The sequence below is a fragment of the Schaalia meyeri genome (genome assembly GCF_900105015.1).
Taxonomy (GTDB): Bacteria; Actinomycetota; Actinomycetes; order Actinomycetales; family Actinomycetaceae; genus Pauljensenia; species Pauljensenia meyeri.
The window spans coordinates 104,989-120,531 of the sequence record NZ_FNLK01000008.1 but is presented as its reverse complement, the minus strand read 5'-3'; the positions used below and the strand labels follow the sequence as shown (position 1 = coordinate 120,531).

The following is a 15,543-nucleotide window of genomic DNA, read 5'->3' as shown; positions in this document are numbered from 1 at the left end:
GGGGATTGCCTGGGCTCTTGCCGGTGCTCCTAGAGGCGGCCGCTCTTTTTGAGGTCGATGTAATAGTCTGCCGTGCGCGCCGGAAGCAGGCCGGCCGAGGCGCGCACCGTCAGCGCGCCGGCAAGACGGGCGTCGGCCGCCCCGGCGTCGTCGGAGCGCTCCGCGAGCGCCGCTGATGCCGCCAGGAACACCTGCTCGGCGTCGCCGACGTTGTTACGCGCGCGTATCTCGTCGGGGTCCGTCGCGGAGGCGACGAGCACCGTGTGGCGCTCGCTCAGGCGCGCCAGCGCGTCGGTGAACTCGGTGTCCATGCCGGCGGGAGGGATCTTCGTGGCGATCACGACGAAGGCCGAGTGGTGGACGGTTTGCTCAACGGCACGGGTCACCTCGGACCAGTCGGTGACGTCCAGGCGCGGTGAGATGTCCATGAACGCGTGGGCCAGAGTCTCGATGACCTTCGCGCCGCGCACGCCCGACACGCGTGCGCGCACACGGGAATCGACTCCCAGGACGTGTACTTTGTCGCCCGCTCGGTCCGCCAGGGCTGCCAGGAGCAGCGCCGTCTCGATGGAGGAATCCAGTCGGGGGGCGCGCCCCAAGGCGATCGAGTCGACCTCCTCGTGTTCGGGGGCACCCAGAAGCGCGGAGGACGCTCTCCCGCAGTCCACGACGATGACGACGTGTCGGTCGCGTTCGGGGCGCCACTGGCGCACCATGAGCTCGGTTGATCGAGCGGACGCCCGCCAGTCGATGTCGCGCGGGTCGTCGCCGATGACGTAGGCGCGCAGCGAATCGAACTCCGTTCCCGCTCCGCGCAGCGTCGTCGGGGTGGTTCCCTCCAGCTCGTGCAGGCGCGCCAGGCGCGCGGGCAGGAGGACGCGTGCTTTGAACTCCGGGAGCGCCGACAGGCTCAGGGGCGCGCCGAAGGAAACCTGACGCGCCCCCAGATGCAGCGGCCCCCACGACCGGACAGTGACAACGTCGGCGTGGCGCGTGCCGCGCCTGGTGGGAGCCAGCGTGGTTGAGATGCGCACGCCTTCGCCGGGTCGCAGCCGAACCCTTTGACGGCAGGGCGAGGGCCGCAACGAGGGCGGCCACGCGTCGCGCACGTCCAGCAACATGTGGCGCTTTGTCGTATTCGTCAGCCGCAGCGTCGCCTTGGTCGTCTGGTCGGCGCGAATCGGGCCGGTCACTTCGCGGCTGAGGCGCAGGGTGCGTGGCGAGGGGGCTCCGAGGGCGTCCAGCAGGCACACGGCCACGACGAGACAGAACCACATCCACGCGAAGCTACGCGACGGGGCGAAGGCCAGGGGGATGAGCCCGACCAGGATGAGGAGCGCGCTGCGTGCCGAAATCGCCATGGGGCGCCTCAGCGGGGCACAGGGGTAGCGGCGAGAACCCCCGTGATGACGTCAGTGGCCGTGATGCCTTCCAGGTTTGCCTCGGCGCGCAGGCCCAAGCGGTGCGCCAGAGTCACGGGGGCCATGATCTTAACGTCGTCGGGAGTGACGAAGCCGCGCCCCTGCAGGAACGCCCACACGCGCGAGGTACGCAGCAGCGCGGTGGCTCCTCGGGGAGAGACGCCCAGGCGCACGGCGGGTGAGGTGCGCGTCGCGCGGCACAGGTCGACAAGGTAACCCACGACGGCGGGGGAGACCTCGACGCGGGAGGCGGCCTCGTGGGCGGCGTGAATGTCGGCGGCCTTTGCGACCGGCTGAATCCCGGCCTCGGCCAGGGACATGGGATTGAATCCGGCCTGGTGGCGGGTGACAATGTCGATCTCACCGTCGCGTTCCGGCAGGGGGATTTCAAGCTTGAGCAGGAACCGGTCCAGCTGCGCCTCGGGCAGCGGGTAGGTGCCCTCGTATTCGACGGGGTTTTGGGTGGCGATCACCATGAAGGGATCGGGAAGTGCTCGCGTTGCGCCGTCAATGGAAACGGTGTGTTCCTCCATCGACTCCAGCAGCGCGGACTGGGTTTTTGGGGGCGTCCGGTTGATTTCGTCGGCCAACAGGAGGTTCGTGAACACGGGGCCCTCGCGGAAAACGAATTCGGAGCGGCCCGCGTCCCACACCATGGATCCCGTGATGTCCGCGGGCATGAGATCCGGTGTGAACTGGATGCGAGCCATGTCGACGTCAAGGGCGCGGGCGAGGGTGCGCACGAGCAGCGTCTTCGCGACGCCCGGGACCCCCTCCAGCAGCGCGTGCCCCTGCGCGACCAGCGCGACGATCAGCCCGGTGATCGCCGCGTCCTGGCCCACGATCGCTTTACCGATTTCTGCTTTGAGGGCGAGGAGGGTTTCCTGCGTCAACTTTTCGGTGTCGCTCAGGGCGCGGCCCGTCCAGCCTTCTCCGGTGGGGGCGGCGAACGAGGTCGGGGTTCCCTGCGGGGGCATGTCGGCTTGGGGCGTGAACGCGTTGGGAGGCGCCGTGGGCGCGGGACCGGGCTGTGGGGGTCCCTGCGGTGCGGGACCGGGGATCGGGCTAGTCATGGCGTATCTCCTTTTCGAGAGAGGCGAGGTCGTTGGCGAGGCGGACGAGCGCCGCTTCGGAGGTGGGGGGTGGGCCCCACAAGAGTGCGGTGGAGCGTGAGGCGGGCAGGCCTCGTTGCTCAATCGCTCGCGTCAGCGTCTGGCGGTCCGCCGTGTGTGCGACTCCCAGCGCGGTCGCGATCCGCGAGGCCGTCGCGCTGCGTAGCGCCTTGGCCGCGTGTGCGTAGGCGCGTTGGGATCGCATGAGCCGGGCCCTGCCGATGAGCGTTTCGGCCGCGGGAACCTCAACGGGGAGACGCTCGGACGTGAGCGGCCCCATCCGTCTGCCGTAGGCCACGGCGGCCAGCAGCCCTGCGCCGACGACCATGAGGAAAGCGGGGGCGATGTAGGGGGACCGGTCGGCCGATTCCCCGCCATCGGTGAGGTCGTCGGACTCCTTGGGCGAGTACCACGCGACCTTGGGCGTGCGCGCTATCGCATTGATCGCGAGCGCCGCGTTGCCCCCGTCGGTGATGCCGCGGTTACGCAGGCGCGCCGAGTCGGGGATGAGTGCGCGGAAACGTCCCGGCTCGGAGCGCTCGGCGTACGCGTAGGAAGCGCCGCTGGCGCTGAAACAAAGCTGCCATCCGGGGGTGTCGCCCGTGATCATGTACCTGGACGTGTGGAGCGCCTGGGCGCGGGCGGCGGCCTGGGAGGAACAGCCCGGCGACGCGCGGTGCGGGCTCCCCCAGTCGCGTACCGACTCCAGCTTGTCCATGTATGGGGAGCCAGACGCGAACTCCTCCTCCAGGCCGACGTAGACGACGTTTGCTCGCGTCTCGATCCTCTTGGCCAGGGTGTGCTTCATGCGCGACGGGAAAACGACGACGAGAGTCGTGTCTTCGTCCACGGACACCGCCTGCGACGCCGACACCTCGCGGACTCGGATCCCGTGGCTGCGTAGCACCTGCGCGAAGGCCCTCGCGCCGTTTGGGCCCCTGTTGCGGATCCCCACCGGCGACTCGTTGAAATCCGCCCGGGGGATCAGCGCGACGGCGAACAGGACGATGATCGTAAACGCAATCAAGATGAGCCCCGGGCGTGCCGCCGACAAGCGCTCGCGGGCTGTTGGGGTAACGACCGCAACCTGGCGAGCCTTCATGATTGGTCCCCCGCGTGGCGGCACTCGTGCAGCAGGTGCGGCGTGAAATCGCGCAGTGTGTCGACCTGGTCGCGCGAGGCAGGCGACCCTCCGTAACGCACGCGGTCGAAGGTCTGCGCGTAGTGCGCCAGTTGAGGACCCAGATCGGGGATGAGACGCGTCGCTGCGTCCGCCGCCTCGCGCGCCGTGAGGCCGGGGGTCGAGGAAATGACCTCGCACTCGTCCAGCCCCAGGACCATCAGGCGATACGCCCACACGTAGGCCAGGTTCCAATCCTGGGCGGCGACGGCCTGGTCGAAGGCTCCCCGTGCCTCGGGAAGGCCGATCTCTTCCTCAAACACTGTGTGGGAGACGCGCCGCGAGGACAGGCGAATCGGATTGAAAATCAACGCGATAACGACGCCCGCGATCGCGATGATCGCCAGGATTATGAGAACCAGTGAGATCGGAGGGACGCCATGACCACGCCAGCTCACGGCATCGGTGAGCCAATCGATGATCGACGCGACGAAACGCACGACCGGGTTCGGGGCATCCGAATACTCGCCACGAGCCAGCTCTTTGACCAGCCACTCGTGAGCCTCGCCCTGGTCGGGCGTCAGCGGAGCCTCGCACGCGAGCATGGGTGTCACCCCTGCTGCGCGCTCGCTTGGGCGAGAACCACGGCGAAATTCTCTTTGCACATGCGCAGGTCCGCGTAGACCAGCGTCGTAAACGTCGATGTGAGAGGCGTGACCAAGCTGGCGGCAAGGACCGCGAGGCCCGACGAGACAGCGAGGACAACACTTGAGTCTTCGGAGCTGCCGATCGCGAAAACGACGAGGGAGACGATGATGCCGACAACGCCGCTGAGAATTGTCACGACAGTGCTTGTCACCAGGGACATGAGGAACATCCGCACGAGCGTCGACCAGAATTCCCCGCGGGTCAGGGACCACGAGCGCTTCAGGGACTGGATCGGCCCTTTCTCCTCAAGCACCGCGCAAATCGGTGAGAACTGCAGCTTGGTGACCAGGTAGACGGTCAGGGCGAGCACGGGGAAGAATCCGAGGATCACGCCGAAGATGGAGAAGCCGATGGCCGGGGAGTAGAACATTGCGGCAATGAGAGCGATCGATACGGCGACCCAGCAGATCACCGGCAAGACCGCGATGATTCCCGACAGGATGGTTGTTCCGATCAGCGCCCCGAGCCGCGACCGGGTCATCGCCCATGCCTGGCCGATCGTGAGCGTGTTGCCGATCATCAGCTGCGACACGGTCGCGGCCAAAACACCCGTGAGGATCGCCGTCCCCGCGAGCGTCGCCAGCGTTTGCACGCCGCTCGAGGCCAGCGACGTCATGATTGCTATCGCTTGGGCCTCAGTCGAATGGCGGGACAGTGATTGGGGGTCTGAGGAGCCCGTCAGTGACTGGAAGGTGAGGGTTGGAAGATACGATGCGATGGCGGTGATCAGGGCGACGACCGCCATCACCGCGAACGTGAAACCGAAGAGAACCTTGGGGTTGGCGCGCAGGGCGGCGAATGAGCCGTTGAAAAGGTCTCCTATCGTGAGAGGACGCAGCGGGATGATGCCGGGCTTGGACTGCCCCCATCCCCACTGGTTGGCGGCGCTGTAGCCCGACGCGCCCGGCTGTGTGCCGTATCCGGGTTGCGTGCCGTATCCCGGCTGTGTGCCGTATCCGGGTTGCGTGCCGTATCCCGGCTGTGCGCCGTAGGGCGCCCCCTGCGATGCCTGTTCGTTCGGTCCCCCCGACTGCGGGGTCCAGCCCTGATACGGGTTGGACGGGTCGGGAGAACTCCACAGGGAACTCATTGGCGCCTCCAAGTCGATGGGTGCAGGTACGGTGTCAATCCTGCCACACGTGGGGACCCGGCGAAACCTCGTTCCCGTTAGAAAAATAGTTATCGCCGCGCGAGTCGCCTGCGTCCGTGACGAATTCGTGACACTATCGTGACATGAGTTCGCGCATCCTCGTCGTCGATGACGACGTCGCCCTGGCCGAAATGATCGGCATCGTCCTCCAGAACGAGGGCTTCCGCGTCGTCTTTTGTGCCGATGGATCCCAGGCGTTAGCTCAGTTTCAAGAAAACACTCCGGACCTGGTGCTCCTGGATGTGATGCTTCCCGGAATGGATGGCTTCGACGTTTGTCGGGCGATTCGACGCGTCTCGGACGCTCCGATCGTTATGTTGACCGCTCGTTCGGACACGTCCGACGTCGTGACGGGGCTCGAGGCCGGTGCCGACGACTATGTTCCGAAGCCGTTTAAGCCAAAGGAGCTGGTCGCACGGGTCCGTGCGCGCCTGAGGGGGCGTGAGGACGGCCAGGTTGACGAGGGGCTCAGCCTGCAGGATCTGTCTATCGACGTGGCCGGCCACATCGTCAAGCGCGACGGCCTCGCGATCGCCTTGACACCCCTGGAATTCGACCTGCTGGTGACCCTCGCGCGTTCGCCATGGAAGGTGTTTTCACGAGAAGAGCTGCTCGAACAGGTGTGGGGATACCGTCATGCCGCCGACACGAGGCTCGTGAACGTGCACGTGCAGCGCCTGCGCTCAAAGATCGAGCGCGACCCGGAAAAGCCCGAGCTGGTCGTCACCGTCCGCGGGGTTGGGTACCGTGCCGGTGCGGGCGCGTAGCCGCGCGGTGGTGCGCCTGGCGCGTACCGTGGCGCTGTCGGCGCCGTGGAGGCTTCTCTCCTCTTCGCACCTCGCGCGGCGCATCCGTCACTCCCTGTCCGCCAGGCTCGCCCTGGCGATCACGTTTGCGGCGCTGATCATTCTCCTGGTCTTCGGGGTGATCATCGCATCCCAGCTGCGCACGTCGATGTTTGAGACACGCAAGGACGCGATCCTGTCCGACGCGTCGCTTCGATTCTCCTCCGCACAGTCCGTGTTCTCCTCGTCCACGGCCTCCTCCCCCGAGCAGGTGCAGGAATCGGCGCGCAGCGCGCTGGCCTCGCTCAAGGCCTCGGCGGCCGGCGCGGGAGCGACCAACGTCGCCCTGCTTCGGTCGGAAGACGCCACGGCTTCGTTGCGTATCAACCAGATCGAGGACGAGCAGATGCGCACCCTCATCACCCCGCAGATGCGGGCCGCCGTGTCCGGGGGAGACGCCCAGTGGCAGTCGGTCGGGATCCGCTCGAGCGGTGGGGACAAGGAGGGACCGGGGATCCTCGTCGGCGCCCAGGTGCAGCTGCCGCGCGCCGGCACCCACGAGCTCTACATCCTCTACTCCCTGTCCACCGACCAGGCACAGGTCGATGTCGTCCTGAGGGTACTGACCCTGTCCGCCCTGCCGCTCGTCGTCGCGCTACCGATCGGCGTGTTCGCGCTGCTGCACCGGCTGCTCCTGCCCGTGCGCGTCACCGCCCAGGCCGCGACGAAGGCCTCGAAGGGAGACCTTGACGTGCGCGTCAACGTGCGAGGCGACGACGAGATGGCCGACCTCGGGAGGGCGTTCAACGCGATGACCTCGTCCCTGCAGGACACGATCTCCAGGTACGACGAGCTCGCCAAGCTGCAGCAGCGCTTCGTCTCCGACGTCTCCCACGAGCTGCGCACCCCCCTGACGACGATCCGCATGGCCGAGGACATCGTCTGGGACAACCGCGAGAACCTGCCTGCCCACGCCCGGCGCTCCGCCGAGCTCTTGCACGACCAGACCGAGCGCATGGAGCAGATGCTCGCGGACCTGCTGGAAATCTCCCGGTACGACGCGGCCAGCGCGCTGTTGGATGCGGAGGAACGTGACCTGAGACCGGTCATCGCGCGCGTCGTCGCAGGCTGCGCCGACCTCGCTCAGTGTCAGGGGGTGAGCGTTCAGATCGTGGCCCCCGTGCCCGCTACCGCCGAGATCGACGAGCGCCGCATCGAACGAGTCATCCGAAATCTGGTCGTCAACGCCATTGAGCATGCCGACGGTACCGACGTGACGATCACGGTAGCCGCCAGCGAAACGGACGTCGCGTGCCGCGTGCGCGACCGCGGGGTCGGCATGACCCAGGAGGTTGCCGACCACGTCTTCGATCGGTTCTACCGGGCTGACACCGCCAGGGCGCGCACGACCGGAGGAACGGGCCTGGGCCTCGCGATCGCGAAGGAGGACGTCGTGATTCACGGCGGAGTGCTCCAGGCCCGGGGCGAACCTGGACGGGGAGCCTCCTTCGTCATGACCCTACCCAAGCAGGCCGGGGCGCAGGTCGCCAGCTGGCCACTTCCCCTGTGGGAGGACGGATGAGAAAACCCATTGTCCTTATCGCCGCCCTTGTCCTGGCGCTCGCGGGTTGCGCGTCGCTGCCCACCTCCTCGGCGCCCGCCCCCTTCGACGTGTCCGCGCGCGACGGCAGCGGTGTCCAGTTCTCTGCGGAGGGCCCCGCAGATGGGTCCGACGCCGAGACCCTGGTCAGCGACTTCCTGCTGGCGTGCGCGGCAGGCCCGCAGGACGACTATGCGACGGCGCGGCTGTTCCTCAGCTCGGCCTCGGCGCGCGCGTGGCAGCCGGAGACCGAAATCCTCGTCTACGACACGGACACCGCACCGTCGGTCACCGCGGGTTCCGAGAGCGACTCCGGGGTCGAGGTGACTGTGTCCGTCCTGGGCGTGGCCAGCATCGATGCGTCGGGCTTTCTCACGCGTGCCGATGCCTCGACCGTGTCGCGTACCTTCAGCCTCGTGCGCGAGAACGGCCAGTGGCGGATCAACGCCCCCGACAACCTCGTCCTCATGAGCCGGGCTGCCTTCACGGCCCTGTATTCGCTCGTTAATCTTTATTTCCCAACGGCAGAGGGGACGGACCTGGTAGCGGATCCGCGCTGGTACCCCTCGCGGCGCCTGGCCTCGCACCTGCTGGCGGGCCTGGTGGCGGGACCCAGCCAGTCCCTGGCTTCCGTGGCGGCGAACGCGATTCCCGCCGGGACGACGGTTCCCTCCCACGGCGTGGAGGTCAACGACGGGGTGGCGCGCGTCGAGCTAAACGCCGTCATGCCCACGACCGAGGGGGCGCGGGCCAGTCTTTTGTGGGAGCTGACCCGCACGCTCACCCAGGCGGGGGACGTGTCGCAGGTGAGCGTTACCCTCTCCGGGGAAGTCCTGGAGTCCCGCGGGATTCCGTCCGTGCCCGCGTATTCCCTGGACACGCTGGTGGGCGCGGGACCGGACGGAGTGGGGATCGTGTCGGCCTCGGGCGTGACGAACCTGGGCGGAGTGTCGGATGCGTCGAATCCGACGGTGTCCCCGGTGGATTCCTCGCTGGTCGCGTGGAGCGGCGCCGACGGCGTTTACGCGCAGCGCGCCGAAACGTCGGTTGCTTTCCTGCCGGGGAACGCGCCCCTGGGCCCCTCGGTGGACCGCTACGGGTGGGTGTGGGGGCCTGCCCTTTCCTCGTCGTCGGTGAGTGTCGGGGGCGGATCAGACGGCGCGTTTACCGTGGACATCGAGTCAAAGAGCGCGGGGGAGATTCGCGCGGTGCGCATCTCGCCCGACGGGACGCGCGCCCTGGTCATCCGCGGGAACGAACCCGGCGCGTGGGTCGGCGTCGTCGAGCGGGGCGCGGACGGGCGCCCGCAGGTGGTGCGTTCCCTCGAGAAGATTACCCTCGAACGCGGGTCGGTCATCGACGCATCCTGGACGACATCGACGGGCCTGGTCTTCGTAGCCCGCGATGCCGGCGGCGGGGACGATCAACTGGTGACAATGCCCCTGGGCGGCCTTCCCGCCGCCGTGTCGCTGCCGATCCGCGTGACGTCAATGAGCGCGGGCGCCTCGTTCTCGTCAGTCGTCATCACGGGGACGGACGAGGAGGGCAATCAACAGGTGTTGGTTCGCTCGGGGGCGTTGTGGCAGAACGCCCCGGAGGGGTTCACTTCGGCCCGATACGCGGGGTGAGGTGGTCGTCCTGCGCGCTTGTAGCGATCTCGCACAGGGTTTTCTCGGCGCGTTGCTGCCGGTGCAGTGCGCGGGTTGCCGCGCGTGGGATCAGGCCCTGTGTCCGTCGTGCCGGTCGCTCGCTGACCGCGAGCCGCTGCCGATGTCGCTGGAGGGGAGGCGCGGCGTCGTGCCCGGGGTGGTCCTGGGGGACTACTCCGATCCCCTGCGGAGAATCGTTTTGAGCGCCAAGCACTCCCCTCGCGCCGACGTGACGGACTTTCTGGACCGGGCAGGGGTTCGCCTGGGCGCGTCCCTGTGTGCGGTGTTGGGCCTGGAGCCTTCCTCCGGCGAAGAGGCGCGGGCGGGGCGGTCCTCAGCGTTTAGCGCGTCGGAGTCGCAGGTGTGGGTGGTGCCCGCTCCGTCGTCGTGGAAGCGGCGCATGCGCGGCAGGCAGGTGGCGATGCCGCTCGCCCGGGCGGTGGCACGCGGGTTGGCGTCGCACGGCCGGGAGGGAGTGCGCGTGCGGGTGGTCGATGCCGTGCGCCTGCGCGTGGGGGCGACCTCGCAGTCGGGTAAGGCGGGGCCGCAGCGGATGGTCGGTCGCATGGGGGCCATGCGTGCCCTCGTGACACCGCGCGGCAATGTGCGGGTCATCGCGGTGGACGACGTGGTGACAACGGGTGCGACGATCCGCGAAATGGAGCGAGTCTTGGGTGGGCTCGACGGTGTTGCGGCCCTGTGCCGCCCCGGGCTTACCTCATGACGCAGATCACGGTATGGGGTATAGTATCGGTACGGTCTTTCGATAGCGTGAGCGGTGCGTACGCTGCTCGCGCCGCGTGCGGGAGGTGATAGCTCAGAGCACGGTTCGGGCAGTGAGCACCGAACAATTCCCACCCGCGGGCGAGGGCGCCCGCCGCACACCATGGAGGAAACACATGGACATCATCGTCGTTGCACGTAATGCTGAGATTCACCCGAATTTCCGGGCATACGTGGAGGAGAAGGTTTCGAAGATTACTCAGTTCTATCCGCGGGCCCAGCGCGTGGATGTCGAGCTGACTCACGAACGTAACCCCCGCCAGGCCGACACCGCCGAGCGCATTGAGCTGACCGTCTACGGCAAGGGACCGGTCATTCGTGCCGAGGCGAAGTCCGCGGACCGTTACGCGGCGGTCGACATCGCCGCCGGCAAGCTGTACGAGCGCCTGCGTCGCCTGCGTGACCGCGTGAAGAACCACCGCCGTCGCTACCCGCGTAACCTGGCCGAAACCGATATCCTCGAAGCGGCGCCGATCGTTGAAGAGGAGGTCGCGCCCGAACCCGCAGCTCCGAAGCCGTTGCGCAGCGCGGAGGACCTCAAGGTTGGCGAGGCGCGCGAGGAACAGTGGGGCGATACCCCGATCATCGTTCGCCAGAAGGTGCACGAGGCGCCGCCGATGAGTGTGGACGAGGCCCTGGACCAGATGATGATGGTCGGTCACCCCTTCTTCCTCTTCGTCGATAAGGAGACGAACCAGCCGTGCGTCGTCTACCACCGTCACGGGTGGACGTATGGTGTGCTTCGTTTGAACACGACGATCTGACGGTTCATCGATGTGGCGGTGCCCCAAGCTTTGCATTTGCTTGGGGCACCGCCACGCGTGTGCGCTCTGAGCGTTAAATGCGTCCATGTTCGCGCGGGCGTTTCCACTTTGGGCGGTTAGTTCGTAAACTGATGGATGGATTTGACTGTTCGCCCTACAAGGGGGGCGGGCTGATGACGTCAGGAGCTTTTCGTGTCGATTATTGACAAGATTCTTCGCGCGGGCGAAGGCCGGATGCTGCGCAAGCTGGATCGGCTCGCGTCGCAGGTGGATGCCATGCAGGAGGACTTCGAGGCTTTAACGGACGAGGAGCTGCAGGCCAAGACCCAGGAGTTCAAGGACCGCCTGGAGGAGGGGGAGACCCTCGACGACATCCTGGTGGAGGCGTTCGCCACGGTTCGCGAGGCCGCGTGGCGTATCCTGCGCATGCGCCCGTTCCACGTTCAGGTCATGGGCGGGATCGCCCTGCACCAGGGCAGGATCGCGGAAATGAAGACCGGCGAAGGAAAGACGCTGGTCGCCACGATGCCCTCCTACCTGCGGGCGCTGACCGGCAAGGGCGTGCACGTCGTGACGGTCAACGACTACCTGGCAAAGTACCAGTCGGATCTGATGAGCCGCGTCTACAGTTTCCTGGGCGTGAGCTGCGGCTGCGTCCTGGTCGGGCAGACGCCGGCGCAGCGCCGCGAGATGTACGCGTGCGACATCACCTACGGCACGAACAACGAGTTCGGTTTCGACTATCTGCGCGACAACATGGCGCAGGTGCCCGAGGACATGGTTCAGCGCGGTCACGCCTTCGTTATCGTTGATGAGGTCGACTCCATTCTCATTGACGAGGCCCGTACCCCCCTCATTATTTCCGGCCCGGCGGACGGGGACCTGAACCGCTGGTACACGGAGTTTGCCCGCATTTCGCGCCTGCTCAAGCGGGACGAGGACTACGAGGTTGACGAGAAGAAGAAGACTGTCGGCATCTTGGAGCCGGGCATCGACAAGGTTGAGGATCAGCTGGGCGTGGAGAACCTCTACGAGGCCGCGAATACCCCGCTGATCGGCTTCCTCAACAACGCGATCCGCGCGAAGGAACTGTTCTTCAAGGATCGCGACTACATCGTCGACGCGGGGGAGATTCTCATCGTCGATGAGCACACGGGCCGCGTGCTGCCCGGTCGCCGCTATAACGATGGCATGCACCAGGCGATTGAGGCCAAGGAAGGCGTCGAGATCAAGGCCGAGAACCAGACGCTCGCGACGATCACCCTGCAGAACTACTTCCGCCTCTATCCGGAGGGGTCGCGTTCGGGCATGACGGGCACGGCCGAGACCGAGGCCGCCGAGTTTGCCTCGACCTACAAGATCGACGTTATCCCGATCCCCACGAACAAGCCGATGATTCGCAAGGATCAGCCCGACCTGGTTTACCCGACGGAGGAGGGCAAGCTCAACGCGATCATCGAGGACGTGGTCGAGCGCCACGAGGCGGGCCAGCCCGTCCTGATCGGCACGGCGTCTGTCGAAAAGTCTGAGCTTTTGTCCCAGATGCTCAAGAAGAAGCACATCCCGCACCAGGTACTCAACGCCAAGCAGCACGCCCGCGAGGCGGCCGTGGTCGCGATGGCCGGTCGCAAGGGCGCGGTCACGGTTGCGACCAACATGGCTGGTCGTGGTACCGACATCATGCTGGGTGGTAACTCGGAGTTCCTGGCGCAGGCGAACCTTCAGGCCGAGGGGTTGGATCCCAAGGAGAATCCCGAGGAGTATCGCGAGGCGTGGCCCAAGGCGCTGGAGGCCGCGGAGGAGGCCGTCGAGGCCGAGCGCGAGGAGGTGCGCGAGCTGGGCGGCTTGTACGTGCTGGGCTCCGAGCGCCACGAGTCGAGGCGCATCGACAACCAGCTGCGTGGTCGTAGCGGACGTCAAGGTGACCCGGGCGAGTCCCGCTTCTACCTGTCCATGGAAGACGACCTGATGCGCCTGTTCAATTCGGGTATGGCCCAGCGCATCATGGCTTCGGGCGCGTATCCGGAGGATCTGCCGCTGGAGAATCGCATGGTGTCGCGCTCGATTGCGTCGGCGCAGCACCAGGTCGAGGCCCGTAACTTTGAGATCCGTAAGAACGTCCTGAAGTACGACGACGTGATGACGGGTCAGCGCGAGACGATCTACGGCGAGCGCCGCAAGGTTCTGGAGGGTGAGGACATGGCCCCCCAGATGCGCTCCTTCATGGAATCGCTGGTGACCGGCCTGGTCGATGAGGCGATCGCGGGTAAGGCGGTCGACGAGTGGGATCTGAAGGCCCTGTGGGAGAACCTTCGCGCCTACTACCCGCCGTCGGTGTCGATCAGCGAGGTCGAGGAGGAGCACGGTGGCGCCTCCTCCCTGGTCCGCGATGACCTGGTGACCGAGCTGGTTGGCGACATCCAGGCGGTGTACGCCGACACCGAGGAGCGCCTGGAGGCGAATCCGCTGGCGCAGGCGCAGCTGGGCGAGGAGCCCATGCGCACGCTCGAACGTCGCGTCGTGATCTCCGTGGTGGATCGGCTGTGGCGCGAGCACCTGTACGAGATGGACTACCTGAAGGAAGGCATCGGCCTGCGCGCGATGGGTCAGCGTGATCCTCTCGTCGAATACAAGGACGAGGGCGCGCAGATGTTCCAGGCGATGGTCGAGCGCATCCGCGAGGAGTCCGTCCAGCAGGTGTTCAGTTTCGCCAAGCAGTTCGAGCGCGCCCTCGCATCCGCGGAGGAAGAAGCTGGCGGTTCGATCGCACACGCGACCATCGCCCCCTCTTCCTCGGAGACTGACGGGGACGAGCCCAGCGTCGAGGCCGTGGCCGCCGCCGAGTCTGCGGCCTCCGAGGCCGCGCGTGAGGCCGTGGCTCACGCCCGTTTGGTCATGGGCACCGTGGGGCGCGAGAAGGCTCCGACCCGCGTGCGGTACACGTCCGCGGAGGGCAGTAGCGAGTCAGCCGCGTCGCCGTCTCAGTCTCAGGGCAACCGCGCGGAGCGCCGGGCTGCCGCCAAGAAGCGCCGCCGCCGCTGAGCGGAGGCATGCGGGTGAGGGGTTCGCGCGAACCCCTCACCCTTTTGGATTCCACGCGCCCAAGGCCGCATCCTAGGCGAGTTCAAGGGCGGTGGTCATCCAACGCCCGCGGTACTCCTCGAGGCGCAGAGCCAGGGCGTAGGTGCGTGAGGCCGTGGAGACGATGACGGCCGCTTCCGTTTTTCTCTCGTCGATGGGGCAGGTGCGCACGTGGACGGGGGTGGTGCCGCGCGCGCACGGGGACAGCCGCACGGCGGTCAGGGCGGCGTAAAGGTCGGGGAGGAGCCACCGGCGCAGTTGCTGCGCCTGCCGGACGCCCGTGACGACCTCGACGATGGCGCCCGCGAGGGTGGCCGCCCACGGCCCGGGATCGGGCAGGTCATTTCGGGCCGTGAAGGAATTGTGGACGCGGGGCGCGCCATCGCGGGCAACGCCCGGGAAAGGCGAGTCGCGCCTCCAGCGGAAGGGCGAGGAGGGGGCGGGACGGCGGGAACGCGGCCCGGTGACCGGGCGACGGGAGGGCTGCTGCGCCGCCCGGGGACGGGGTGCGATTTGGGTGCTCATGGCAGGTCCTGGGGAATGGTGAGTCGTTGTCCGGGATGGATGAGTGAGGGATCCGCGATGGTGTCTGCGTTGGCGGCGTAGATGGCGCGCCACGTTTTGGTGATCTGAGCGTCGTCGGCGCCCGTCCTGAGCGCGGCAGCGATCGACCAGAGCGAGTCGCCCGGAGCGACCGTGACCTGGCTGGGGAGCGCGGGATCACCCGGGGGTGTGGGGCCGGTCGAATCCTCGGAGGGGGCGCCCAATTCCGGGTGAAGGGTTGGGGCGGGCTGTTCCTGCTGATTGCCCGACGGGGAGCCCCCGGGTTCATCCGCCCAGGTCAGTGAGATACCAGCGGTGTTTCCCTCCGAAGGCGCGGCCACGGACGGGGCGATCGGTGCAGTCATGAGTGCGGATCCGATGAGCGCGCTGGCTCCCGCCTTGGCCAGCAGCGACCTCGACAGTCGCGTGCCGCAGCGGTGCACGAGTGCGCGTGCTGTGCGGCGCAGGAGGGGAGGTGCGAAGCGCAGGAGCGCCAGGTGTGCGCACGCGGAGCACAGGAGACTCCACGACAGGAGCACCAGCGCGACGATCCCGAGGATCCACACGACCAGCGTTTCCGGGGCCGTGTGAGAGAGGGGAGGAGCGAGGTGGATCAGGTAGAGCAGGTCGAGGAGGGCCAGCGGCGCGCCGACCAGCCACAGGAAGGCGTCGGTCAGGTATGCCTGGCCGCTTCGTGGGGGTGAATCGTGTGTCATGGGAAACTCTTCATTGAGTGGGACGGATTCGGTACGGATAATTATCCACTTAATTTTTGTTTATGTCAATTCATTTTGGTTTATTATCTCTTGATGTGATGTGCGGCGCTT

At 67.0% G+C, this 15,543-nt stretch carries 13 protein-coding genes; 6 read left to right on the top strand and 7 right to left on the bottom strand.

From position 1 onward, the window contains the following. Positions 1-29 precede the first annotated feature (29 nt). Genes BLT68_RS04045 through BLT68_RS04025 form a run of 5 tightly spaced genes read right to left on the bottom strand, consistent with a single transcriptional unit; the run spans position 30 to position 5,451 of the window. The gene (locus BLT68_RS04045) at positions 30-1,361 is read right to left on the bottom strand and encodes a DUF58 domain-containing protein (protein WP_050695086.1); all 1,332 of its coding nucleotides are present in this window, start codon (positions 1,359-1,361) and stop codon (positions 30-32) included. 8 nt (positions 1,362-1,369) lie between these two features. After that, the gene (locus tag BLT68_RS04040; protein ID WP_082175880.1) at positions 1,370-2,494 is read right to left on the bottom strand and encodes an AAA family ATPase; all 1,125 of its coding nucleotides are present in this window, start codon (positions 2,492-2,494) and stop codon (positions 1,370-1,372) included. Then, positions 2,487-3,635 (bottom strand): DUF4350 domain-containing protein, encoded by a 1,149-nt coding sequence (locus tag BLT68_RS04035; protein WP_050695085.1) that lies wholly within the window; start codon positions 3,633-3,635, stop codon positions 2,487-2,489. Before BLT68_RS04035 ends, BLT68_RS04040 begins: the two co-directional genes overlap by 8 nt. Further along, the gene (locus BLT68_RS04030; protein ID WP_050695084.1) at positions 3,632-4,258 is read right to left on the bottom strand and encodes a DUF4129 domain-containing protein; all 627 of its coding nucleotides are present in this window, start codon (positions 4,256-4,258) and stop codon (positions 3,632-3,634) included. Before BLT68_RS04030 ends, BLT68_RS04035 begins: the two co-directional genes overlap by 4 nt. A gap of 5 nt (positions 4,259-4,263) precedes the next feature. Further along, positions 4,264-5,451: a DUF7847 domain-containing protein gene (locus tag BLT68_RS04025; protein ID WP_050695083.1), complete on the bottom strand. Its 1,188-nt coding sequence runs from the start codon at positions 5,449-5,451 to the stop codon at positions 4,264-4,266. 143 nt (positions 5,452-5,594) lie between these two features. Between BLT68_RS04025 and mtrA the strand changes: the two genes are divergently transcribed. The 6 genes from mtrA (at position 5,595) to secA (ending at position 14,134) form a co-directional block, all read left to right on the top strand. Further along, positions 5,595-6,278, top strand: coding sequence for an MtrAB system response regulator MtrA (gene mtrA / locus BLT68_RS04020; protein WP_050695082.1), 684 nt, complete (start codon positions 5,595-5,597; stop codon positions 6,276-6,278). Between the two features lie 10 nt (positions 6,279-6,288). Continuing rightward, on the top strand, positions 6,289-7,878 hold the full coding sequence (gene mtrB / locus BLT68_RS04015) for an MtrAB system histidine kinase MtrB (RefSeq protein ID WP_232618766.1): 1,590 nt from the start codon (positions 6,289-6,291) through the stop codon (positions 7,876-7,878). Continuing rightward, complete coding sequence (locus BLT68_RS04010) at positions 7,875-9,524, top strand: LpqB family beta-propeller domain-containing protein (RefSeq protein WP_074632935.1); 1,650 nt, start codon at positions 7,875-7,877, stop codon at positions 9,522-9,524. The genes mtrB and BLT68_RS04010 overlap by 4 nt, the downstream gene beginning before the upstream one ends. Before the next feature lies 1 nt (position 9,525). After that, on the top strand, positions 9,526-10,269 hold the full coding sequence (locus BLT68_RS04005) for a ComF family protein (RefSeq protein WP_131800068.1): 744 nt from the start codon (positions 9,526-9,528) through the stop codon (positions 10,267-10,269). 175 nt (positions 10,270-10,444) lie between these two features. Further along, entirely contained in the window at positions 10,445-11,092 is a 648-nt protein-coding gene (gene hpf / locus BLT68_RS04000; RefSeq protein ID WP_050695079.1) for a ribosome hibernation-promoting factor, HPF/YfiA family, read from the top strand. Between the two features lie 192 nt (positions 11,093-11,284). Further along, a complete protein-coding gene (secA, locus tag BLT68_RS03995; protein ID WP_070778141.1) occupies positions 11,285-14,134 on the top strand; it encodes a preprotein translocase subunit SecA in 2,850 nt (949 codons plus the stop codon). A 72-nt stretch (positions 14,135-14,206) separates the two neighbouring features. On the opposite strand, the gene BLT68_RS09405 is transcribed toward secA, so the two are convergent. Both BLT68_RS09405 and BLT68_RS03985 read right to left on the bottom strand, forming a co-directional pair. Then, a complete protein-coding gene (locus BLT68_RS09405) occupies positions 14,207-14,698 on the bottom strand; it encodes an Rv3235 family protein (RefSeq protein WP_232618767.1) in 492 nt (163 codons plus the stop codon). Further along, positions 14,695-15,432 carry a LysM peptidoglycan-binding domain-containing protein gene (locus BLT68_RS03985; protein WP_070778142.1) on the bottom strand — a complete coding sequence of 246 codons (738 nt, stop codon included), beginning with the start codon at positions 15,430-15,432 and terminating at the stop codon, positions 14,695-14,697. Before BLT68_RS03985 ends, BLT68_RS09405 begins: the two co-directional genes overlap by 4 nt. Positions 15,433-15,543: the final 111 nt, after the last annotated feature.